The sequence below is a fragment of the Streptomyces antioxidans genome, from assembly GCF_000968685.2.
Taxonomy (GTDB): Bacteria; Actinomycetota; Actinomycetes; order Streptomycetales; family Streptomycetaceae; genus Streptomyces; species Streptomyces antioxidans.
On sequence record NZ_LAKD02000033.1, the window covers coordinates 20135 to 42050 of the forward strand.

Annotated in this window: 21 protein-coding genes; 6 read left to right on the forward strand and 15 right to left on the reverse strand. The window is 71.9% G+C overall.

From position 1 onward, the window contains the following. Positions 1–49: 49 nt before the first annotated feature. From VT50_RS14290 to rpsD, 11 genes are all read right to left on the reverse strand, one after another. Positions 50–931: a Pro-rich N-terminal domain-containing protein gene (locus VT50_RS14290; RefSeq protein WP_046087743.1), complete on the reverse strand. Its 882-nt coding sequence runs from the start codon at positions 929–931 to the stop codon at positions 50–52. Between the two features lie 301 nt (positions 932–1232). Next, a complete protein-coding gene (gene aroB, locus VT50_RS14295) occupies positions 1233–2324 on the reverse strand; it encodes a 3-dehydroquinate synthase (protein ID WP_046087722.1) in 1092 nt (363 codons plus the stop codon). An 8-nt stretch (positions 2325–2332) separates the two neighbouring features. Continuing rightward, positions 2333–2848 (reverse strand): shikimate kinase, encoded by a 516-nt coding sequence (locus VT50_RS14300; RefSeq protein ID WP_046087721.1) that lies wholly within the window; start codon positions 2846–2848, stop codon positions 2333–2335. Further along, complete coding sequence (gene aroC / locus VT50_RS14305) at positions 2845–4029, reverse strand: chorismate synthase (RefSeq protein WP_046087720.1); 1185 nt, start codon at positions 4027–4029, stop codon at positions 2845–2847. Before aroC ends, VT50_RS14300 begins: the two co-directional genes overlap by 4 nt. Positions 4030–4265: 236 nt before the next feature. Continuing rightward, the gene (locus VT50_RS14310) at positions 4266–5093 is read right to left on the reverse strand and encodes a shikimate dehydrogenase (RefSeq protein ID WP_075200421.1); all 828 of its coding nucleotides are present in this window, start codon (positions 5091–5093) and stop codon (positions 4266–4268) included. Positions 5094–5117: 24 nt separating this feature from the next. After that, complete coding sequence (mltG, locus tag VT50_RS14315) at positions 5118–6920, reverse strand: endolytic transglycosylase MltG (protein WP_046087718.1); 1803 nt, start codon at positions 6918–6920, stop codon at positions 5118–5120. 91 nt (positions 6921–7011) lie between these two features. After that, positions 7012–7476, reverse strand: coding sequence for a Holliday junction resolvase RuvX (gene ruvX, locus VT50_RS14320; RefSeq protein WP_046087717.1), 465 nt, complete (start codon positions 7474–7476; stop codon positions 7012–7014). Between the two features lie 2 nt (positions 7477–7478). Continuing rightward, entirely contained in the window at positions 7479–10151 is a 2673-nt protein-coding gene (gene alaS / locus VT50_RS14325; protein WP_046087716.1) for an alanine--tRNA ligase, read from the reverse strand. Beyond that, on the reverse strand, positions 10151–10483 hold the full coding sequence (locus tag VT50_RS14330) for a DUF6167 family protein (RefSeq protein WP_046087715.1): 333 nt from the start codon (positions 10481–10483) through the stop codon (positions 10151–10153). Before VT50_RS14330 ends, alaS begins: the two co-directional genes overlap by 1 nt. Before the next feature lie 8 nt (positions 10484–10491). Beyond that, entirely contained in the window at positions 10492–10938 is a 447-nt protein-coding gene (locus tag VT50_RS14335; RefSeq protein WP_046087714.1) for a DUF948 domain-containing protein, read from the reverse strand. Positions 10939–11255: 317 nt separating this feature from the next. After that, entirely contained in the window at positions 11256–11867 is a 612-nt protein-coding gene (gene rpsD / locus VT50_RS14340; RefSeq protein ID WP_046087713.1) for a 30S ribosomal protein S4, read from the reverse strand. 193 nt (positions 11868–12060) lie between these two features. Between rpsD and VT50_RS14345 the strand changes: the two genes are divergently transcribed. Beyond that, positions 12061–12825 carry a DUF2470 domain-containing protein gene (locus VT50_RS14345; protein WP_046087712.1) on the forward strand — a complete coding sequence of 255 codons (765 nt, stop codon included), beginning with the start codon at positions 12061–12063 and terminating at the stop codon, positions 12823–12825. A gap of 32 nt (positions 12826–12857) precedes the next feature. Here VT50_RS14345 and VT50_RS14350 read toward each other — a convergent pair whose 3' ends face one another. Both VT50_RS14350 and VT50_RS14355 read right to left on the reverse strand, forming a co-directional pair. Next, positions 12858–14246: a replication-associated recombination protein A gene (locus tag VT50_RS14350; protein ID WP_046087711.1), complete on the reverse strand. Its 1389-nt coding sequence runs from the start codon at positions 14244–14246 to the stop codon at positions 12858–12860. Positions 14247–14331: 85 nt separating this feature from the next. Further along, positions 14332–14964 carry a vitamin K epoxide reductase family protein gene (locus tag VT50_RS14355; protein ID WP_046087710.1) on the reverse strand — a complete coding sequence of 211 codons (633 nt, stop codon included), beginning with the start codon at positions 14962–14964 and terminating at the stop codon, positions 14332–14334. 200 nt (positions 14965–15164) lie between these two features. Here VT50_RS14355 and VT50_RS14360 point away from each other — a divergent pair, with 200 nt between their 5' ends. The 4 genes from VT50_RS14360 to VT50_RS14375 are packed head-to-tail and all read left to right on the forward strand — an operon-like array spanning position 15165 to position 18788. Continuing rightward, the gene (locus VT50_RS14360) at positions 15165–16037 is read left to right on the forward strand and encodes an ABC transporter ATP-binding protein (RefSeq protein ID WP_046087709.1); all 873 of its coding nucleotides are present in this window, start codon (positions 15165–15167) and stop codon (positions 16035–16037) included. After that, positions 16034–16894: an ABC transporter permease gene (locus VT50_RS14365; RefSeq protein WP_046087708.1), complete on the forward strand. Its 861-nt coding sequence runs from the start codon at positions 16034–16036 to the stop codon at positions 16892–16894. The genes VT50_RS14360 and VT50_RS14365 overlap by 4 nt, the downstream gene beginning before the upstream one ends. Continuing rightward, positions 16852–18171: a sensor histidine kinase gene (locus VT50_RS14370; protein ID WP_046087707.1), complete on the forward strand. Its 1320-nt coding sequence runs from the start codon at positions 16852–16854 to the stop codon at positions 18169–18171. Before VT50_RS14365 ends, VT50_RS14370 begins: the two co-directional genes overlap by 43 nt. Further along, a complete protein-coding gene (locus tag VT50_RS14375; protein WP_046087706.1) occupies positions 18168–18788 on the forward strand; it encodes a response regulator in 621 nt (206 codons plus the stop codon). The genes VT50_RS14370 and VT50_RS14375 overlap by 4 nt, the downstream gene beginning before the upstream one ends. Before the next feature lie 76 nt (positions 18789–18864). On the opposite strand, the gene hisS is transcribed toward VT50_RS14375, so the two are convergent. Both hisS and VT50_RS14385 read right to left on the reverse strand, forming a co-directional pair. Then, complete coding sequence (gene hisS / locus VT50_RS14380; protein WP_046087705.1) at positions 18865–20127, reverse strand: histidine--tRNA ligase; 1263 nt, start codon at positions 20125–20127, stop codon at positions 18865–18867. Positions 20128–20140: 13 nt separating this feature from the next. Beyond that, positions 20141–20857: an MBL fold metallo-hydrolase gene (locus tag VT50_RS14385; protein WP_046087704.1), complete on the reverse strand. Its 717-nt coding sequence runs from the start codon at positions 20855–20857 to the stop codon at positions 20141–20143. Positions 20858–21031: 174 nt separating this feature from the next. Between VT50_RS14385 and VT50_RS14390 the strand changes: the two genes are divergently transcribed. Then, positions 21032–21898, forward strand: a complete 867-nt coding sequence (locus tag VT50_RS14390) for a peptidylprolyl isomerase (RefSeq protein ID WP_046087703.1) — start codon at positions 21032–21034, stop codon at positions 21896–21898. Positions 21899–21916: the final 18 nt, after the last annotated feature.

Here is a 21916-nt window from a genome sequence, read left to right on the forward strand (position 1 = left end):
CGGTCGAGCGGGTCCGGACGGGGGTCAGCAGCCGGGTGGCGAGTGCGTTCTACCAGCTGGGTGGGGAGGCGATGGAGCGGGTGACGACCTCGTCGAGCATGCGGGCCGTGGTCTCCACGTCATACGTGGAGTTGTCGATGATGGGCAGGCCGGAGCCGTACCACCCCGCCATCCGGCCGTGGATCCGCGCCACCTCCTCGTCGCTGAGGCGGCGGTTGCCGCTGCGGGCCGCGTTCCGCTCCAGGACGATCTCCAGGCCCGGAAGGACCACCACCGGCAGCAGCCCGGGGCCCACATGGCGCTTCCAGCCGCCGAGCCCGACGACCGGGCGGTCGGGGAAGACGGCGTCGTCGAGGATGCAGGAGATCCCGTTGGCCAGGAAGTTACGGGCGGCGAAGCCGCAGGTGCGGCGGGCGAGACGGTACTGCGCCTCGGAGTGCTCGTTCCACCCCGACTGGGGGTTGGCGAAGCCGGACCGGACCCACTCCCGCACGTCGTCCAGGCTGATGTGGGCGGTCGGCACCCGGCGGCGGTCCGCCCAGTAGCGCGCGACCGTCGTCTTGCCCGCCCCGGCCGGTCCGATCAGCAGCACCGCCACCGCCGCCTGCGAGACATCGGCGAGCGAGGGGTCCGAAGGGGGGTGCGGCAGCGGCACCGGGCCGCCGGGCGGCAGCTGGATATGGCCGGTGGTGTTCACCGTCTCCAGCGGCGCCCCGGGGGGCGCGGGCGGCGGGGCCGGTGGGGAGGACGCCGGAGGCGGTGCGGGCGGCACCGGGTGCCCGGCCGCGGGAGGGGAGGGCGGGCCGGGGGGATTGGCGTGGGGTCCCGGGTGATGGCTCGCACTCGCGCCCTGGGCCCAGCCCGCGCCCTGCGGTCCGGGAACCGGCCCCGGCTGATGGGGCGGTGGCAGCGGAGCTCCCGCATGCTGCATCCGGTGGCACTCCGTCTCGTACAGGCAGTTCTCGTCCGACAACTGTCAGGTGCTGATACGGCGGTGAGGCCGCTCCTACCGAACGGTACCTGCCCAAAGCTCCGCCGTGTGAACGGACCGCAAACCCGCCGTGTCCGTGCCGCCCCTCACCGGCCAGGCATTTCGTCCCTCAAGGGCAGCAACTGGGAGGGCTTGGGGCCGTTCGAACACCCGAGGCGGGGCCGCGGGCCTCAGAGGCGACGACAGCACGACGACAGAGCGATGACGGGGTTGTGACGCCGGAGGACGGCCGCGGCCCGGGTCAGCCGGAGACCTCGGCGTACGCCGCGAGCAGCACCGCCGGGTCCGGGCCCTCCAGCACGGTGGGCTTGGCGATCCCGTCCAGGACGATGAAGCGCAGCAGGTCACCGCGGGACTTCTTGTCGACCTTCATGGTCTCCAGCAGCTTGGGCCACTGGTCGCCGCGGTAGGTGAGCGGCAGGCCCACGGCCTCCAGGACGGTACGGTGCCGGTCGGCCGTGGCGTCGTCCAGACGGCCCGCGAGACGGCCCAGTTCGGCGGCGAAGACCATGCCCACGGAGACGGCCGCGCCATGGCGCCAGTTGTAGCGCTCGTTCTTCTCGATGGCGTGGGCCAGCGTATGCCCGTAGTTGAGGATCTCCCGCAGTCCCGACTCCCTGAGGTCGCTGGAGACGACCTCGGCCTTGACCCGGATGGAGCGCTCGATGAGCTCGGCGGTGTGCGGGCCGGCGGGCGTACGGGCGGCGACCGGGTTCCGCTCGACCAGCTCCAGGATCTCCGGGTCGGCGATGAAGCCCGCCTTGATGACCTCGGCGAGCCCGCTGACGTAGTCGTTGACCGGCAGCGAGTCCAGCGCGGCCAGATCGCACAGCACCCCGGCCGGGGGGTGGAAGGCGCCGACGAGGTTCTTGCCCTCGGCAGTGTTGATCCCGGTCTTGCCGCCGACGGCGGCGTCGACCATGCCGAGCACGGTCGTGGGGACGGCGATCCAGCGCACACCGCGCAGCCAGGTGGCGGCCACGAACCCGGCGAGGTCCGTGGTGGCGCCGCCGCCGACACCGACGATCACATCGGTGCGGGTGAAGCCGGTCTGGCCGAGCGCCTTCCAGCAGTACGCGGCGACCTCGGCGGTCTTGGCCTCCTCCGCGTTGGGCAGCTGGATCGCGATGGCGTCGTAGCCCTGCTCGGCGAGGTCCTGGCGGATCGCCTCACCGGTCTCGGCCAGTGCCTCGGGGTGCAGCACGGCGACGCGCTTCGCCGACGCGCCGATCAGCCCGCCGAGCTCGCCGAGCAGCTGCCGCCCGATCAGCACCTCGTACGGCGCGGTGCCCGCGGTGCCTCCGACCTGGATGCGCGTGGGGGTTTCGGCCACAGGGGGTGTCATGCGTTCTTCAGCTCCAGTACGTCCAGGACGGCCTCGGCCACGTCCTCGGGGGTGCGGTCCTCGGTCGACACCACGGCGCGGGCGACCTCGGCGTACAGCGGGCGGCGCTGCTCCATCAGCTCGCGCCAGCGCTGGCGGGGATTGACCGCGAGCAGCGGGCGCGGGGCGTCGAGGCCGGTGCGCTTGACGGCCTCGGCGACGCCCATCTCCAGGAAGACGACGGGGAGGCCGGTGAGCAGCGCCCGGGTGCCCTCGTCCAGGACGGCGCCGCCGCCCAGCGCGAGCACACCCCGGTGTCCGGCGACGGCGGCCCGCACCGCCTGCCGCTCCAACTCGCGGAAGTGCGGCTCGCCCTCGTCGATGAAGATCTCCGAGATCTCCTTGCCCGCCGTCGCCACGATGTCGGTGTCGGTGTCGCGGAAGGTGGTGCCAAGCCGCTCCGCGAGCACCTGCCCGACGGTGGTCTTCCCGACCCCCATGGGCCCGACCAGCACGACCGTCGGGCCGCTCACCGGATGGCCAGGTTCTCGAGGAAGCCCCGGACATTGCGGTGGGTCTCGTTGACCGAGTCGCCGCCGAACTTCTCCGCGACCGCGTCCGCCAGCACCAGCGCGACCATCGCCTCGGCGACGATCCCGGCCGCCGGGACGGCGCATACATCGGAGCGCTGGTGGTGGGCCTTGGTGGCCTCGCCGGTGGTCACATCGACCGTGGCCAGCGCCCGCGGCACGGTCGCGATCGGCTTCATCGCGGCCCGGACCCGCAGCAGTTCGCCGGTGGTCAGCCCGCCCTCGGTGCCGCCGGAGCGGCCCGAGGAGCGCCGGATGCCCTCGTCCGTGGAGACGATCTCGTCATGGGCCTTGGAGCCGGGCACCCGTGCGAGGTCGAAGCCGTCGCCGACCTCGACGCCCTTGATGGCCTGGATGCCCATCAGCGCGCCGGCCAGCCGTGCGTCGAGCCTGCGGTCCCAGTGCACATGCGAGCCGAGGCCCACCGGCACGCCGTAGGCGAGCACCTCGACGACGCCGCCGAGCGTGTCGCCGTCCTTGTGGGCCTGGTCGATCTCGGCCACCATCGCCTCGCTCGCGCCCCCGTCCAGGCAGCGCACCGGGTCGGCGTCCAGCCTCTCGACGTCGGAGGGCTCGGGGTAGACGCCGTACGGCGCCTTCGCCGCGGCCAGCTCCACGACATGCGAGACGATCTCGATCCCGGCCGTCTCCTTGAGGTAGGAGCGGGCGACGGTGCCCAGCGCCACCCGGGCGGCGGTCTCGCGAGCGCTGGCGCGCTCCAGGACCGGCCGGGCCTCGTCAAAGCCGTACTTCTGCATCCCCGCCAGGTCGGCGTGGCCCGGGCGGGGGCGGGTGAGCGGGGCGTTACGGGCGACTCCCGCGAGGATTTCAGGGTCCACCGGGTCGGCGGCCATGACCTGCTCCCACTTGGGCCACTCCGTGTTGCCGACCATGATCGCGACCGGGGAGCCGAGGGTCAGCCCGTGGCGTACGCCGCCGAGGAAGGTGACCTCGTCGCGCTCGAACTTCATCCGGGCGCCGCGGCCATAGCCGAGCCGCCGTCGGGCCAGGGCGTCGGCCACCATGTCGGTGGTGATCGGCACCCCGGCGGGCAGCCCCTCCAGCGTCGCCACGAGTGCGGGGCCGTGTGACTCCCCCGCGGTCAGCCAGCGCAACCTGCTCAACGGTGCTCCCTCATGCGCGTGCCTCGGCGTCCTGCGGCGCGGCCCGGTCCGCGCGACTCCGGCCCGCACCTCCGATCCTCCCACGACGGGGGCGTCCGCTCGGTTCGCGGTCCATGAGGTGGACGTTCGCGGCGCCCCGGGGAGCGGCCGGGCCGGGCGGGACCGGGCCGATGGGGGCCGTGGGCGGCGCAGTGGGCTGCCAGCGCCTCGCGTCAGTGGGCCGCCAGCGCCTCGCGTCAGTGGGCCGCCAGCGCCTCGCGCATCGCGGCCAGCGGCGCGGGTGCGCGGCCCGTCATCTGCTCGACCTGGAGCACCGCCTGGTGCACCAGGAGGTCCAGGCCGCCGACCACCGAGCCGCCGCGCGCCGCCCAGGCGGCGGCCAGCGGGGTGGGCCAGGGCTCGTAGAGCACGTCGAAGAGCGCGCCGGGGCGGTCCGGTACGGCCGCGGCGAGGGCGTCGGTGGTGCCCGCGGGGGTGGTGGCGATCACCAGCGGCGCACCCAGCGCCCCGGCCGCGTCGCCCCAGTCCGCGGTGCGCACCGCGACGCCCAGCCGCTCGCCCCACTGCCGCATCTCTGCGGCGCGGGCCTGGCTGCGGACGTACGCGGTGACCTCGCCGTCGCAGATCCGGGAGAGCGCGGCCAGCGCGGAGGAGGCAGTGGCGCCCGCGCCCAGCACGGCGGCGCGCTCCACGCGCCCGACGCCGCGCTCCCGCAGTGCCGCCAGCATGCCGGGGATGTCGGTGTTGTCGCCGCGCCTGCGGCCGTCGTCGCCGAAGACCACCGTGTTGACGGCCTCCACCGAGGCCGCCGTGTCACTGATCTCGTCCAGCAGCGGGATGACGGCGCGCTTGAGCGGCATGGTCAGGGAGAGCCCGGCCCAGGCCGGTCCCGCGTCCTCGCCGAGGTGCTTGAAGAAGTCCGGCAGCCCGGTCTCGTTCACCTCGAAGCGGCCGTACGTCCAGCCGGTCAGGCCCAGTTCGCGGTAGGCGGCGCGGTGCAGCACCGGTGACAGGGAGTGGGCGATCGGCGAACCGAGCACCGCTGCCCTGCGGTTTTCCGACATCATTCCTCAGCCGTTGTTCGTGCGCTAGCCGTTGTTCGAGCGCTGCTTATTGAACTTTTCGACCCACTTCCGGTGTTCCGCGTAGGTCTTGGAGAACTGGCTCGTATTGCCGTCGAGCGAGATGAAGTAATACCAGCCGTCGCTGGTCGGGTTCATCGCCGCCTTCAGCGCGTCATGTCCCGGATTTCCGATCGGACCGGGCGGAAGTCCCTTGTAGAAGTACGTGTTGTACGGGTTGTCGTACTGCTTGATCTCGCTGATCGGGATATCGATCTTGCTCTGGTTCTTGATGTAGTTGTACGTGGAGTCGAATTCCACCTTGCCGTAGGTCTCCGGGTTCCCGGGCTTGAGCCGGTTGTAGACGACCTCGGCCATCTTCCGGAAGTCGTCGTGGGTGACGCCCTCCGCCTGGACCAGGCTGGCCACGCTGATCAGCTGGAGCGGGGACTTCAGGCCCAATTCCTTGGCCTTGCCCTCCAGGTCCAGAGCCGAGTAATTCCGATTGGCCTCGGCGACCATCTTCCGCAGCACGTCCGCGGGTTTGGCGCCCTCGCCCACGCTGTAGCGGGACGGGTAGAGGAAACCTTCCAGCGGGTCCTTGATCTTGCTGTTGTCGTCGGCCCAGGAGGGCAGCCCGAGCTTCTTGGCCTCCTTCTTGGCGACGCCCGCGGTGGTCCCCGCCTTGAGGCCGATCTTCTTGTCGATCGCCGCGTAGATCGTGGCGTCGCGCATGCCCTCGGTGACGATCAGGGCATTGCTGCTGCTGGGGTCGAGCATCAGCTTGACCGCCGCAGCGCCGGACATCTCCTTGCGCAGGGTGTAGGTGCCCGGCTGGACGAACTTGCCGCTGTCCTCCACCGCATCGACGAAGGCGCCGCTGCTCTTGACCACGCCCTTGTCGGCGAGGATCGAGCCGATCTCGGCGTTGCCGGAGCCGGAGGGAACCTCCACCTCGATCCGGCCGCTGCCACCGCCGGAGTAGTCGGGCGCGGGGCCGAAGCGGGTCTGCCAGAAGTCGTAGGCGTAGTAGCCTCCTCCGCCGACGACGCCCACTATGACGACCGTCACGAAGAGGCAGGCCACGCCGCTGCGGCGCTTCTTGGGCTTGCCCTTCTTGGCGGAGCGCCCGCCGTCCTCGCCGTCATCGTCCGTGTCATCCGCGTCGTCGAGGTCGTCCCGGCCGCCACCGGTGAAGAACGGGTGGTCGTCCTCCTCGTCCGCCCGGAGGGGCGGCTCCTCGGGGGCCGCGCGCTGGCGCGGCACCTGGTGCGCGGCGGGCACCGTGGGCATCTGCTGGGTGCCCTGTTGTCCCTGGTAGGGGTCCTGGCCCGGGTAGGGATCCTGGCCCGGGTAGGAGGCGCCCTGGCCGCCGTAGGGGTCCTGCGGGTCCATCCCGCCGTACGTGCCGTCCTGGGCCGGGTAGGGGCCGCCCTGGCCGGCGTACTCCTGCGGGTGCCGCTGGTGCGGGTAGCCGGGGTCCTGGCCGTCCCACTGGGGCTGCTGGTGCTGCTGGAGGTCCTGCGGATAGCCGTGCGGATACTGCTGGTGCCCGTAAGGGTCCTGGCCGTACGGGCCCTGACCCTGGCCGTAGCCGCCCTGGCCGTAAGGGGCCTGGGCGTAGGCGCCCTGGGCGTAAGGATCCTGCGCGTAGGTGTCCCGCTGTCCGTACGGGTCCTGCTGGGCGAAGGGGTCCTGCTGGGCGTACGGATCCTGGGTGTAGGGATCCTGGCCGGGCGCCGTGCGCTGCCCGCTCCACTCTTGGTCCCCGTACAACGGATCCTCGGGGTGCCACGGTTGGGAGCCGGGTCCCCGGCCGTACTCAGTCATCGATCCCCTAGCGACGGAGGTGGTCACCGCTCGGCGTGGTCATGGCACGGGCGGCGGCGGCCATGCCGCGCGGAACGTTACCGTATCGCGATCAGATGACCACTTCGACGGCTTCCCCCGGAGCCCTCCCCGAGACCCGCTCGGTCTCCAGCGCGCTCTGCAGGATCACCACGGCCGCTGCCTGGTCAACGACCGAACGGCCCTTCTTGGCCGTCCTCCCGGAGGCGCGCAGCCCCTGGGACGCTGTGACAGTGGTCATACGCTCGTCGACGAGCCGTACCGGCACCGGGGCGACCCGCCGCGCCAACTCCCGTGCGAAGGTGCGCACTTTGGCCGCGGCCGGCCCCTCGCGCCCGTTGAGCGAGCGCGGCAGACCGACCACCACCTCGATCGGTTCGTACTCCTCGACGATCGCCACCAGCCGCTTGTGGGCGGCCGGGACATCGCGTCCCGGCACGGTCTCCACGGGGGTGGCGAGGATCCCGTCGGGGTCGCACGAGGCGACCCCGATCCGGGCGTCCCCGACGTCGACGGCGATCCGCCTGCCGCGTCGCACGGCTACCGGTCCGATTCCGCGACAAGCCGCTCGACGGCCTCGATGGCCTCGCCGACGGCCTCCGGGTTCTGGCCGCCGCCCTGGGCCACGTCCGGCTTGCCACCGCCTCCGCCACCGAGCGTCTTGGCGGCGGTGCGGACCAGGTCACCGGCCTTGAGCCCGCGCTCACGCGCGGCCTCGTTGGTGGCGATGACGGTCAGCGGACGGCCGTTCGCGACGGTGAAGAGGGCGACGACGGCCGGGCGGTCGCCCGGGATCCTGCCGCGTACGTCCAGGACCAGCTTGCGCAGATCGTCGGCGGAGGTGGAGTCCGGCACCCTGGCGGCGGCCAGGGCCACGCCCCGGACGTCCTTGGCGCCCTGGGCGAGACCGGCAGCGGCCTGCAGCACCTTCTCGGCGCGGAACCGCTCGATCTCCTTCTCGGCCTCCTTGAGCTTGCCCAGCATCCCGGAGATCTTCTCGGGAAGCTCCTCGGGGCGGCCCTTGACCAGGTCGGTGAGCTGGGAGACGACCGTGTGCTCCCGGGCCAGGAAGTTATAGGCGTCCACGCCCACCAGGGCCTCGACCCGGCGCACCCCGGAGCCGATGGAGGACTCGCCGAGCAGCTTCACCAGGCCCAGCTGGGCGGTGTTGTGCACATGGGTGCCGCCGCACAGCTCCTTGGAGAAGTCACCGATGGTCACCACGCGCACCCGGTCACCGTACTTCTCGCCGAACTCGGCGATGGCGCCCTGCTTCTTGGCGTCGTCCATGCTCATCACCTCGGCGGTGACGTCGAGTTCACGCGAAAGCACCTCGTTGATCTTCTGCTCGACGTCCGTGAGGACCGCGCCGGGCACGGCGGTCGGCGAGCCGAAGTCGAAGCGGAAGCGGCCGGGCGAGTTCTCCGAACCGGCCTGGGCGGCGGTCGGGCCCAGGGCGTCGCGCAGCGCCTGGTGGGTGAGGTGGGTGGCGCTGTGGGCGCGGGCGATGGCCCGGCGGCGCTTGAGGTCGATCCGGGCGTGGGCCCCGGCGCCGACCGTCACCTCGCCGACCTGGACGACGCCCTTGTGCACGCTGACCCCGGGCACCGGCTGCTGGACGTCCCTGACCTCCACCACGGCGCCGGTGTCCAGCTTGATCCGGCCGGTGTCGGCGAGCTGGCCGCCGCCCTCGGCGTAGAAGGGGGTGCGGTCCAGGACGACCTCGACCTCGTCGCCCTCGGTGGCGGCGGGCGAGGACACCCCGTCGACCAGCAGGCCGACGACGGTGGACTCGCCCTCGGTGTGGGTGTAGCCGGTGAATTCGGTCCGGCCGGAGCTGTCGGCCACCTCGCGGTAGGCGGACAGGTCGGCGTGGCCCGTCTTCTTGGCCTTGGCGTCGGCCTTGGCGCGCTCCCGCTGCTCCTTCATCAGGCGGCGGAAGCCCTCCTCGTCCACCGAGAGGCCCTGCTCCGCGGCCATCTCGAGGGTGAGGTCGATCGGGAAGCCCCAGGTGTCATGGAGCAGGAACGCCTTGTCGCCGGGGAGCACGCTGCCGCCGGCGGTCTTGGTGTCGGTGACGGCGGTGTCGAGGATGTTGGTGCCGGCCTTGAGCGTCTTGAGGAAGGCCGACTCCTCGGCGAGGGCGACCGTCTCGATGCGCTTGCGGTCGGTCAGCAGCTCCGGGTACTGCTGGCCCATCGTCTTCAGGACGACGTCGACCAGCTCGCCGACGACCGGCTCGGTGGCGCCGAGGATGCGCATATTGCGGATGGCGCGGCGCATGATGCGGCGCAGCACATAGCCGCGGCCCTCGTTGCCGGGGGTGACACCGTCGCCGATGAGCATGACGGAGGTGCGCATGTGGTCGGCGACCACGCGCAGCGAGACGTCGCTGTCATGGGCGGCGCCGTAGGAGACCCCGGTCAGCTCGGTGGCCTTGTCCATGACGACGCGCAGGGTGTCGGTCTCGTACATGTTCCGCACGCCCTGCAGGATCATCGCCAGGCGCTCGAGGCCGAGACCGGTGTCGATGTTCTTGCTGGGGAGCTCGCCGAGGATCGGGAAGTTCTCCTTGCCCTCGCCCGGCCCCCGCTCGTACTGCATGAAGACCAGGTTCCAGATCTCCACGTAGCGCTCGTCGTTGACGGCCGGGCCGCCCTCCTCGCCGAACTCCGGACCACGGTCGTAGTTGATCTCGGAGCAGGGGCCGCAGGGGCCGGGGACGCCCATGGACCAGTAGTTGGGGCCCATGCCCAGGCGCTGGATGCGTGTCGAGGGGACGCCGATCACCTCGCGCCAGATGCGCTCGGCCTCGTCGTCCTGCTCGTAGACGGTGATCCACAGCCGCTCGGGGTCGAGCCCGTAGCCACCCTCCTCCTGGGAGCTGGTCAGCAGCTCCCAGGCGTAGGTGATGGCGCCTTCCTTGAAGTAGTCGCCGAACGAGAAGTTCCCGCACATCTGGAAGAAGGTGCCGTGGCGGGTGGTCTTGCCGACCTCTTCGATGTCCGGGGTGCGTACGCACTTCTGCACGCTGACGGCGCGGTCGAAGGGCGGCTTGACCTCGCCGAGGAAGTACGGCTTGAAGGGCACCATGCCCGCGGGGACCAGCAGCAGCGTCGGGTCGTCCGCGATGAGCGACGCCGACGGCACGACGGTGTGCCCGCGCTCCTCGAAGAAGCGCAGCCAGCGGCGGCGGATTTCAGCCGACTCCATCAGTGGTCCTCATTTCCGGCTTTGTGGAGCTTGTAGGGGGTGGTGCTGGACAGCTCGGTCCGGCTCCGCTGGGCCGGGAGCCGCCTGCGGTCGTCGTCCGGCGGTGGCGCGGAGAGCCCGAGCGCGTCCTTGAGCGCGGCCTCGCGGTCGGCCATGCCGTCCCGTACGTCGAGGGCGAAGACCCTGATCCGCCGGCCCGCCAGCACCGCGCGGTCGGCGGCCCGCGCCGCCAGGCTCTCCGGGGTGAGCTGGTTGAGCTTGCGGTTGACCTTGGTGGTGGCCCACACCCCGGCGGCGACGCCGGTGGTGAACCAGAATGTGCGGCGGAACATCCGGTCTGTCAGCCCTTCGATCCACGGTTGCGGCGGCCGCCCCGGCGGGCGGACGGCAGGGTCTTGCCGATGACGACGGAGCGCGCGGGCGCGGGCTCGTCCTCCGCCCGCCCCTTGCGGCCGATCGCCCGCCGGACGCCGTAGCCGAACGCGGCCACCTTGACCAGCGGTCCGCCGAAGGCGGTGGAGACGGTCGAGGAGAGCGCGGAGGCGTTGGAGGTGACCTCCTGGACGTCGGAGGCGATCGAGTCCACCCGGGCGAGCTGGCTGTTGGCCTCGCGCACGGTCGCGGACGCCTCGCTCAGCAGCGGCACCGCCTGGTCGGTGACCTCCGCCACCAGCCGGGTGGCCGCCTTGAGCGTCTGGGCCAGCCTCACCAGCGCCAGCGCCAGGAAGGACACCAGGATCGCCCAGAAGACGGCCACGAGGATCCCGGCCACCTCTCCACCGGACACGTCGCACCGCTCCCTGTCGCCGCTCGTCGTCGTTGTGTCGTGTTGGTCGTGCTCGGCGCGCTGACGTGTCGTGATGACGCGTCGTTCGGCGTCGTCCGCCGCCCGCCGCTCTCGGGCGGTATCCGGGTGCGGGCGGCAGGTATCGACCTTATCGCGCCGCGGACGCGCACCCGAAACGGATAACGGGCGCCGGGCGCCCGGTCAGGAGCCGCCACCGGCCGGTCCGGGCCCGCCATCCAAGAAGCCCGCGGGTTCCCCGTCGACCGGTGTCGAGGGGGAACCCGCGGGCTTGGGTGCGTACGGTCCGCGCCGCCGGATCAGCGGGCGTAGTACTCGACGACGAGCTGCTCGTCGCAGATCACCGGGATCTCCTTGCGGTTGGGGTCCCGGTCCAGGCGGAAGGCGAGCGCCTTCAGGTTGACCTGGAGGTAGCGCGGGGTCTCGCCGTCGGGGGCGTAACCACCCTCGCGCGCCACCTGGAAGGGGACCTTCTCGCGGCTGCGCTCGCGGACCATCACCACGTCGTCCGGGCGGACCCGGAAGGACGGCTTGTCGACCTTACGGCCGTTGACCTCGATGTGGCCGTGGGTGACCATCTGGCGGGCCTGGTAGATGGTGCGGGCGATGCCGGACCGCAGGACGAGCGCGTCCAGACGGCGCTCGAGCTCGACGACCAGGGCCTCGCCCGTCTTGCCCTCGGCCTTCCGGGCGCGGTCGTAGGCACGGACCATCTGGCGCTCGCTGATGTCGTACTGGGCGCGCAGCCGCTGCTTCTCCAGCAGCCGGACCTTGTAGTCACTGGTCTGCTTGCGGCCACGGCCATGCTCCCCCGGCGGGTAGGGGCGGGCCTCGAAGTACTTGACGGCCTTCGGGGTCAGAGCGATGCCGAGCGCCCGCGACTTCTTGACCTTGGGACGCGACTGGTTCACGGGGAACGAACCTCCATGTAAGTTAGGTGAGCCTTACCTTAGCCGAGGAGAACGCATGTTTCGACCTGGGATCCCCCTGCCCAGAACTGGTCAGAGCCCCGAGGAGGGTCAGCCGCGTCCCATGGAAAGCACCCTGCGGCCCACACCGGCAGAGCGCGTACGTACTCTCGTTGAATCCAAGGCTACGGCTTCGTTGACGATTCCCGGAATCGAGGCCCTGGACGACCTGGGGGCCGACGGTCCCACCGCCCGTACGGTCGCCCCGGACGGGGACGTGCTGTTGCTGGTGCCCGCCGCCTCCCCCGCCGCCCGCGCCGCCGCCCACGCCCAGGACGACGAGCTCACCTGCGTGATGGAGATCACCGACGTCGCCCCCGTCGCGATGCCCCACCGGATCCGCGGCCGGGCCTGGGTGGCGGGCTGGCTCACCCCCGTCCCCTGCGGTGAGCGCACGCGCACCGCGGCGGCGCTGCTGGCCGAGCGGCATCCGGTGGGCGAGCTGCTCGGCCTCGACCAGGTGCCGCGGCCACCGCGGCGCGGTGGACCGGCCACCGGGGTGGGGCCCGCCGGAAGAGCCGCCTGGGCGCTGCTGCGGCTGGAGGTCGGCGAGGCGCGGGTGGACGACCTGTGGGGCGAGGAGGGCGTCGAGCCTGACGACTTCACGACCGCCGACCCGGATCCGCTCATCCGCCATGAGGCCGATCTGCTCCAGCATCTGCACGCCGCCCACAGCGAGCAGGTGCGCGGGCTGTGCGCGCTGCTCGGCGACCGCTCGGGACTCGTCTGCACCCGGGGCGCGGCCACCCCGGTGGCGCTGGACCGCTTCGGTCTGCGGGTGCGCTTCACGGACGAGGCGGACCGGCCGTTCGACGCGCGCTTCGACTTTCCCGAGCCGGTGCGGAACGTGTCCGAGCTGCGGTACGCGATGCACGCCCTGTTCGACGCGGCGGCGGACTGAGGGCATCCGCGGACCGGGCCGTCGGCGGGGGGCTACGACGAGGGGGCGGCAGGGCCGTCGGCGGGCGGCGGCGGGTCGCCGCGCAGCCGCGCCCGCACCCGCTCCACCACATCCGCGTACCGCGCCTCGGCCCCGTACCGCGTGGGCTCGTAGTACCGCTTCCCGTGGATCTTGTCCGGGGCGTACTGCTGCGCCGCGATGCCGCCCGGCAGGTCGTGCGGATAGAGATAGCCCTGTGCGTGGCCGAGCTTCTTGGCGCCCTGGTAGTGGCCGTCGCGCAGATGCGGCGGCACCGGCCCGGCCAGGCCCGCCCGCACATCGGCGAGCGCCGCGCCGATCGCGGTCGTGGCGGCGTTGGACTTGGGCGCGAGCGCCAGGGCGATGGTGGCGTGGCTCAGGGTGAGCGCGGCCTCCGGGAAGCCGATCAGGGCGACCGCCTGCGCCGCCGCCACGGCGGTGGACAGGGCGGTGGGGTCGGCCAGGCCGATGTCCTCACTTGCGGAGATCATCAACCGGCGGGCGATGAACCGCGGGTCCTCCCCCGCCTCGATCATCCGCGCCAGATAGTGCAGCGCCGCGTCCACGTCCGAGCCGCGGATGGACTTGATGAGGGCGCTGGCCACGTCGTAGTGCTGGTCCCCGGCGCGGTCGTACTTCACCGCGGCCCGGTCGACCGCCTCCTCCAGCGAGGTGAGCGTGACCTCGGGCTCGCCCTTGTCCAGGGCCGCCCCGGCACCCGCCTCCAGCGCGGTGAGCGCCCGCCGGGCGTCGCCGCCCGCTATCCGCAGCAGATGCGCCTCGGCGTCCTCGGGGAGGGTGACCGCCCCGCCGAGCCCGCGCTCGTCGGTGAGCGCGCGCCGCAGCAGCCCGCGCAGATCGTCGTCGGTCAGCGGCTCCAGGGTGAGCAGCAGCGAGCGGGAGAGCAGCGGGGAGATCACGGAGAAGTACGGATTCTCGGTGGTGGCCGCGATCAGCGTCACCCAGCGGTTCTCCACGGCGGGCAGCAGCGAGTCCTGCTGGGCCTTGCTGAAGCGGTGGATCTCGTCCAGGAAGAGCACGGTGTCCCGCCCGTACGCCCCGGAGGAGCGGCGTGCGCCGTCGATGACGGCCCGGACCTCCTTGACCCCCGCGGTGATGGCCGACAGCTCCACGAAGCGCTTCTGGGTGGCCTGGCTGACCACATACGCCAGCGTCGTCTTGCCGATGCCCGGCGGGCCCCAGAGGAGCACCGACGACGGCCCGGCCGGACCGCCGCCGCCCTCGCCCACGAGCCGCCGCAGCGGCGATCCGGGGCGCAGCAGATGCTGCTGGCCCACGACCTCGTCGAGGGTGCGCGGACGCATCCGCACGGCCAGCGGACTGCTGGCCGGGTCCTTCTCCTGGCGGTCCTCAGCGGCGGCGGTGAACAGGTCTGGCTCCACCCGGAAAGCCTATGACACCGCACTGACAGCGCCGGGGTGCCTTCAACTCCGGATGCTCGGGTCCTCAGGCGAACCGAGCCCCAAGTCAAGCGGTCCAGAAGTCCCACCAGCGGGTCAGGATCAGCATGCCGATGACGCCGATCCACATCACCGGGACCACCCAGTGGAACTCCATGAGCCCGCGCCGCAGCCCGTCCGGCGCGGGGAGGTAGCCGTGCTTGAGGTTGTGGCCGGTGACGTAGCAGAACATCACGATGGTGGCGGCCCAGGCCAGGCAGCACCACAGGCACAGCGAGCCGATGACGTACAGCGACTCGTACTGCAGCCAGGTCACGAAGCCGACGCCGAAGAGGGTGCCCGCGTTGAAGGTCAGCCAGTACCAGCGCGGGAAGCGCGCCCCGGTCAGCAGGGACATGCCCACGCAGATCACGATGGCGTAGGCGGCGAGGCCGAGCATCGGGTTCGGGAAGCCGAACGCCTGCGCCTGGTCGCTCTCCATGATGTTGCCGCAGGAGACGACCGGATTGAGGCTGCAGCCGGGCGTGAAGACCTTGCCGTCGGCCTTGTACTCGAGGATCTTGTTCTTGTCGATCGTGATGACCCAGGCGGCCAGCAGTCCCAGCGCTCCGGTGATCACGAGCAGCAGGGCGAAGGCACGACTGCCCCCCGTCCCGGCCCGTGCGCCCTCCCGCGCCTCGCCGGACTCCACGTCGTCCATCACTGTCGTCGCCATACTCGCCGTCCGTCGCTCTCCGCCGTCTCCAGCCCCGTCGGGCACGGCCATTGTGCCGCACCCCCTGCCGCCGTATGTCGCGTTCAGCCCGGCCGTGCCATGGTGCCCTGTCCCCCATTCGGAGGACATAAGACGGGCTTCCCGGTCGTCCCGGGGACCGGCGCGGCACCGTCAGCCTCATGGGTATGGCAGATGAAGCGGTACGGGTGCGCGGGCTGTGCAAGCGCTACGGCGCGGTGACCGCGCTGGACGGCGTTGACCTGGGCATCCGGCGGGGTGAGGTGTTCGGCATCCTGGGGCCCAACGGAGCGGGCAAGAGCACGACGGTGGAGATCCTCCAGGGCCATCGGAACCGGGACGCGGGCGAGGTCACGGTGCTGGGCCGGGACCCCGCCTCCGGGGGACGGCGGTGGCGTTCCCGGATCGGCATCGTTTGGCAGGATGAATCCGCCCCGGCCGAGTTGACGGTCGGTGAGACGGTGCGGCATTTCGCCCGCTACTACCCGCGCTCGCGCGACCCGGAGGAGGTCGTCGGGCTGGTCGGTCTCCAGGACAAGGCGGGCAGCCGGATCAAGGCGCTGTCGGGCGGGCAGCGGCGCCGGCTGGATGTGGCCCTCGGGGTGATCGGCGATCCGGAGCTGCTGCTTCTGGACGAGCCGACGACGGGCTTCGACCCGGCGGCGCGGCGGCGGTTCTGGGAGCTGATCCGGCGGCTGGCCGACGAGGGCACCACGATCGTGCTCACCACCCACTATCTGGACGAGGCCGAGGCGCTGTCCGACCGGCTCGCGGTCATCGCCACGGGCAAGGTCGTGGCCGAGGGGGCGCCCGCCGAGCTGCGCGAGCGGCACGGCGGCCGGGCGACGGTCCACTGGAGCGGGACGGGCGGCGGGGCGCGCCACGAGGAGACGGAGACCCCGACCCGTACCGTCGCGGAGCTGATGCGCCGCTTCGACGGGGAGATCCCCGGGCTGCGGATCTCCCGCCCCACCCTGGAGGACGTCTATCTGCGGCTCACCGGCCAACTCGACGAGCAGCCCGGGGAGGCCGCGCGATGACCACCACGACCACCACCCCTTCCGGCGCCCGTCGGGCCGACGGGCCCGACACCGCGCGGCTGCCCGGCGCCTGGACGCTCGGGCTGCACCGGGGCGCCCTCGAGCTCAGGCAGTTCTTCCGTCAGCGCGAACAGGTGGTCTTCACCTTCGCCTTCCCCGTCGTCTTCCTGGCCCTGTTCGCCTCGATCTTCCGGGACGACGTGCGGGGCGCGGGCGTGACCGCCTCCCAGCTCTACGCCGCGGCGATGATCGCGGCGGGGGTGATGTCGACCAGCTTCCAGTCGCTGGGCGTCTCCATCGCGCTCGAACGGGACGAGAAGGTGCTGCGGCGGCTGCGCGGTACGCCGATGCCCCCGGCCGCGTACTTCCTCGGCAAGCTGTGGCTGGTCCTGGTCTCCGGGATCGCCGAGACGGCGCTGCTGCTGGCCGTCGGCACGGCCTGCTTCGATCTCGAGCTGCCCACGGGCGCGGCCACCTGGTTCACCTTCGCCTGGGTCTTCGCCCTCGGGCTGACCGGCTGTGCGCTGCTGGGCATCGCGATCAGCAGTGTGCCGCGCTCCGGTAAGAGCGCCACCTCGGTGGTGGTCCTGCCGTTCCTGGTGCTCCAGTTCATCTCCGGTGTCTTCATCTCGATCGACACGCTGCCGGACTGGATGCTGACCGTGGGCGCCCTGTTTCCGCTGAAGTGGATGTGCCAGGGGTTCCGCGGGGTGTTCCTGCCGGAGTCGGCGGCCGTGCTGGAGCAGGCGGGCGCATGGGAATACGGCCGGATCGCCCTGGTGCTGGGCGCCTGGTGCGTCGGAGGATTGGCACTGTGTCTGCTGACCTTCCGTTGGAAGAACCGCCGGGACGGCTGAGCGAACCGGCCGGCCCTCGCGATCCCGACGTGTACAACCGCACCTACCGCCGCTGGGACGCCTATTTCGCGATCGTGTTCGCGGCCACCTTCCTGTTCGTGCTGAGCGGATCGGACCTCGGGACCGGACCGCGCGCGGTCGCGGCGGCCGTCTTCGCCGCGACCGCGCCGTGGTACGTGCTGGTCGGGCGGCCGGTGCTGCTCACCGAAGACGAGGACAGCCCCCGCGCGGTGGTCTATCTGGTGGGGCTCTTCCTGCTGTTCGTGGTGCCCTCCGCGCTGGTCGGCGAGACCCGGATCGCGATCTTCGCGCTGACGCCCCAGTGCTTCATGCTGCTGCGGATGCGCAGGGCGCTGATCGCCGTCACCGTGATCAACATCGCCCCGGTGGTGGTCTGGGCACTCGTGGAGCGGCCGGATTCCGGGGACCTGTTCTCCAACTCGCTCTTCGCGGCCGTCTCATGGGCCTTCTCCCTGCTCGTCGGCAGCTGGATCATCATGATCCTCCAGCAGAGCGCCGAGCGCGCCCGGCTGATCGCCGAACTGGACGCCAGCCGCGAGGAGGTGGCCCGGCTGTCGGCCGCGCACGGCGCCCTCGCGGAGCGGGACCGGCTGACCCGGGAGATCCATGACACCCTCGCCCAGGGCTTCACCAGCCTGCTGATGCTCGTTCAGGCACTGGAATCGGAGCTGGACCACGATATGCCGCTGGCCCGCCGCCACTTGGGCCTCATGGCCCGTACGGCCCGGGAGAACCTCGCGGAGGCCCGCGCCCTGGTCGCCGGGGCGGGCCCGGCCGACCTGGCCGGCAGTTCGCTCCCGGACGCGCTGCGGCGGCTGGCCGCGCGCCACGGTGAGCAGACCGGCTCCCCCGCCCGCGTAGAGGTCGCGGGGGCGGTACGGCCGCTGCCCGCCGCCGTGGAGGTGGTGGCGCTGCGCGGCTGCCAGGAGGCGCTGGCCAACGTCCGCAGGCACGCGGGGCCGGGCGCGGCGGTGGCCATCGCGCTCGGCTACGGCGAGGACGCGCTGCGGCTGCGGGTCGGGGACACCGGCCGCGGCTTCGACCCGGGCGCCCCGCACGAGGGCTACGGCCTGGCCGGGCTGCGCGCACGGGCGGCCGAGGTGGGCGGTACGGCGGAGGTGACCGGCGCCCCGGGCGAGGGCACGGCGGTCGCGCTCGAACTGCCCGTCCGGCCGCCCGTCCCGTCGCCCCATCCCTCCCGGCCGACGGGACGGAATCCCTCCCGGCCGACGGTACGAACGAGGAGCGCGCGGTGATCCGGATCCTGATCGCGGACGACCATCCGGTGGTGCGGGAGGGGCTGCGCGGCATGCTCGGCGCCGAACCCGATCTGACGGTCGTCGGCGAGGCGGCGAGCGGGCCGCGGGCGGAGGCGCTGTGTGCCTCACTGCGGCCCGATGTGGTGCTGATGGACCTGCGGATGCCGGACGGCGACGGGGTGGAGTCGATCGCCCGGATGACCGCCGCCGGGCTGCCCTGCCGGGTGATCGTGCTGACCACGTACGAGACGGACGGGGACATCCTGCGCGCGGTGGAGGCTGGTGCGGCCGGCTATCTGCTCAAGGACATGCCCCGCGCCGAACTGGCCGAGGCCGTACGCTCCGCCGCCCGCGGTGAGACGGTGCTGGCCCCTTCGGTCGCCGCCCGGCTCATGGACCAGCTGCGCGACCGGCCCGAGCGGCCCCGCCTCTCCGAGCGCGAGACGGCCGTACTGCGGCTGGTCGCGGAGGGGTGCACCAACGCGGAGATCGGCCGCCGTCTCTTCATCGGCGAGTCGACGGTGAAGACCCATCTGCTGCGGGCCTTCGGCAAGCTGGGCGTGGACGACCGCACCGCGGCGGTCACCAGCGCGATGCGGCTGGGGCTGCTGTAGGGCGCGGGCCCGGCCCGCGGTACGGCGGCGCAAGGGGCCCGGGAACCTCCCCGCGCCCCTTGCGGCGGCGTCTCGCTCAGCCGAGGCGCGAGCGGACCGCCTCGACCACCTCGGCCAGCGGCACCGGCGCCTGCTGGCCGGAGTCCATGTCCTTCAGCTGGACCACGCTCTCCGCGAGGTCACGCTCGCCCGCCACGATCGCGTAGCGTGCGCCGCTGCGGTTGGCGGCCTTCATGGCGGCTTTGAGGCCCTTGCCGCCATAGGCGAAGTCCGTGGCGACGCCCGCCGTACGGAGCTCGCCGACCAGCCCGAAGAGGACCTTGCGGGCCTCCTCCCCCAGCGGCACCGCGAAGACGCTGACCGCGGCGGGGAGGTCCAGCTCGACACCCTCTGCCTCCAGCGCGAGCACCGTACGGTCCACACCGAGCGCCCAGCCCACCGAGGGCAGGGCCGGGCCGCCGATCATCTCGGACAGCCCGTCGTAGCGGCCGCCGCCGCCGACCGCGGACTGGGAGCCCAGGCCGTCGTGGACGAACTCGAAGGTGGTGCGGGTGTAGTAGTCCAGGCCGCGCACCAGCCTCACGTCGTCCTCGAAGCGCACGCCCCGCGCGGTGATCAGCTCGCGGACCTCCGCGTGGTACGCCTTGCACCCCTCGCACAGGTAGTCGCGCAGCAGCGGGGCGTCGGCGAGCTGCGCGCGCACCGCCTCGCGCTTGTCGTCCAGCACCCGCAGCGGGTTGATCTCGACGCGCCGCCGGGTGTCCTCGTCCAGGTCCAGGGCGCGCAGGAAGTCCTGGAGGGCGGCCCGGTAGACGGGGCGGCAGGTGGCGTCGCCCAGGGAGTTCAGCAGGATGCGGAAGTTCCGCAGCCCGAGCGAGCGGTAGGCGTCGTGGGCCAGGACGATCAGCTCGGCGTCAAGTGCCGGGTCCTCGGCGCCGATCGCCTCCGCGCCGACCTGCGAGAAGTGGCGGTAGCGGCCCTTCTGCGGGCGCTCGTAGCGGTAGTACGAGCCCGAGTACCAGAGCTTGACCGGCAGCGATCCGGCCTTGTGGAGATTGGCCTCCAGGGCGGCGCGCAGCACCGAGGCGGTGCCCTCGGGGCGCAGCGCGAGCTCGTCGCCGCCCTTGGTGGTGAGGGTGTACATCTCCTTGGTCACGATGTCGGTGGACTCGCCGACGCCGCGCGCGAACAGCTCCACGTTCTCGAAACCGGGGGTTTCGATATAGCCGTAGCCAGAGCGCTTGAGCGGTGCGGCGATCGCCTCGCGCACCGCGAGGTAGGTCGCGGAGGCGGGCGGGATCAGGTCATACGTGCCCCGGGGGGCCTTGAAGGTGCTCAACGGAAGTCTCTCGTCACATTCCTCGTCGCGGAGCCGGGCGCTCGGCGCCGTCTCCCAGGCCGGCGGCCACCTCGCGCAGATACGGGTTGGTGGCGCGCTCACGGCCGATGCTGGTCTGGGGGCCATGGCCGGACAGCACCACGGTCGAGTCGTCGAGCGGCAGGACCACACGGCCCAGTGACTCAAGGATCTCGGCGTGGTCGCCGCCGGGCAGATCGGTGCGTCCGATGGAGCCGGCGAAGAGCAGATCGCCCGAGAAGAAGACGGACGGGATGTCCGCCTGCTCGGGCATCTGGAAGGTCACCGACCCCTTGGTATGGCCCGGGGCGTGCGCGACGGTGAGCTCCAGACCGGCCAGCTTCAGCTCTGCCCCGTCGGCCAGCTCCTTGACGTCGTCCGGCTCGCCCACGGTGAGTTCACCCATCAGCGGCATGCCGATGGAGCGCCCGAGCGCCTTCTCCGGGTCGCTCATCATGAAGCGGTCGGACGGGTGGATCCACGCCGGTACGTCATGCGCGCCGCAAACCGGGACGACCGAGGCGACATGGTCGATGTGGCCGTGGGTGAGGACGACGGCGACGGGCTTGAGCCGGTGCTTGGCGACCGCCTCCGCGACGCCTTGGGCCGCCTGGTGGCCCGGGTCGATGATCACGCACTCCTCACCGGCGGCGGGGGCGACCAGATAGCAGTTGGTCCCCCAGGCCCCGGCGGGGAACCCGGCAATGAGCACGATCGTCCTTAGAAGTCGTCGGAGAAGTCGTCCGGCGGAGGCCGGTGGAAGATTGTCGGCAGCTTCAGAGCCTACCGGCGGCGCCCCGGCCACAGCGAACCCGTATACGGTACGGCCGAGCCCTCGTACACAACAGCAGCACACCGACGGCACACGCCATGAGGAGACGACCCGGTGGTCAGTAACGAGCAGCGGCGGCGGCAACTCGCCCGGGAGAAGTACCTTCGGCAGCAGCAGCGGCGCGAAACCGCCCGGCGCAAGTCGCGCCAGCGCAATGTGGTGATCGCCGCCGTGCTGGCCGTGGTCCTGGCCGGTGGCGGTGCCGTCGCGGCCACGGGCGCCCTGTCCGGGAACGGCAAGGACAAGAAGAAGGACGACGCCGCCGCCTCCACCACCCCCTCGGCCAGCCCCACCAGCAAGGCGCCGGACCCCTGCGCCAAGGAGGCGAAGGCGGTCGCGGGCGAGAAGCCGAAGAAGATGTCATGGAAGAAGGAGCCGGCGGTCACGATCGACAAGTCCGCCACCTACACGATGAAGATGGAGACGACCTGCGGGGACATCTCCGTGACCATGGACGCGGGCAAGGCGCCGCACACGGTCAACTCCTTCGGCTTCCTCGCCGGCAAGGGCTACTTCGACCACACCAAGTGCCACCGGCTGGTCAACCAGGGGATCTACGTCCTCCAGTGCGGTGACCCGCAGGGCACCGGCGCGGGCGGCCCCGGCTACACCCTCCCGGACGAGAACCTTAAGGACGCCTCGATCAAGGGCGGCACGTACCCGGCCGGAACCGTCGCCATGGCCAACCAGTACAACCCGCAGACCAAGAAGGGCCGGGACACCGGCGGCAGCCAGTTCTTCCTGGTCTACAAGAAGAGCCAGCTCCCGCCGGACTACACGCCCTTCGGCACCGTGGACAAGGCCGGGATGAAGGTCCTGCAGAAGATCGCCAACGCCGGGGCGGCTCCCCCGGACCAGACGATGAACACCGCCCCTAACGCCAGCGTGGTGATCAACAAGGCGACGGTCGGCAAGTCCTGAGGTCGCCGGGCTCGCGTA

Coding starts and splice junctions, on each gene's coding strand:
- VT50_RS14290 (WP_046087743.1), bottom strand. CDS start 931: ATGCAGCATGCGGGAGCTCCGCTGCCACCGCCCCATCAGCCGGGGCCG.
- VT50_RS14310 (WP_075200421.1), bottom strand. CDS start 5,093: ATGTCGGAAAACCGCAGGGCAGCGGTGCTCGGTTCGCCGATCGCCCAC.
- mltG (WP_046087718.1), bottom strand. CDS start 6,920: ATGACTGAGTACGGCCGGGGACCCGGCTCCCAACCGTGGCACCCCGAG.
- alaS (WP_046087716.1), bottom strand. CDS start 10,151: ATGGAGTCGGCTGAAATCCGCCGCCGCTGGCTGCGCTTCTTCGAGGAG.
- VT50_RS14330 (WP_046087715.1), bottom strand. CDS start 10,483: ATGTTCCGCCGCACATTCTGGTTCACCACCGGCGTCGCCGCCGGGGTG.
- VT50_RS14355 (WP_046087710.1), bottom strand. CDS start 14,964: ATGGACGACGTGGAGTCCGGCGAGGCGCGGGAGGGCGCACGGGCCGGG.
- VT50_RS14360 (WP_046087709.1), top strand. CDS start 15,165: ATGGCAGATGAAGCGGTACGGGTGCGCGGGCTGTGCAAGCGCTACGGC.
- VT50_RS14365 (WP_046087708.1), top strand. CDS start 16,034: ATGACCACCACGACCACCACCCCTTCCGGCGCCCGTCGGGCCGACGGG.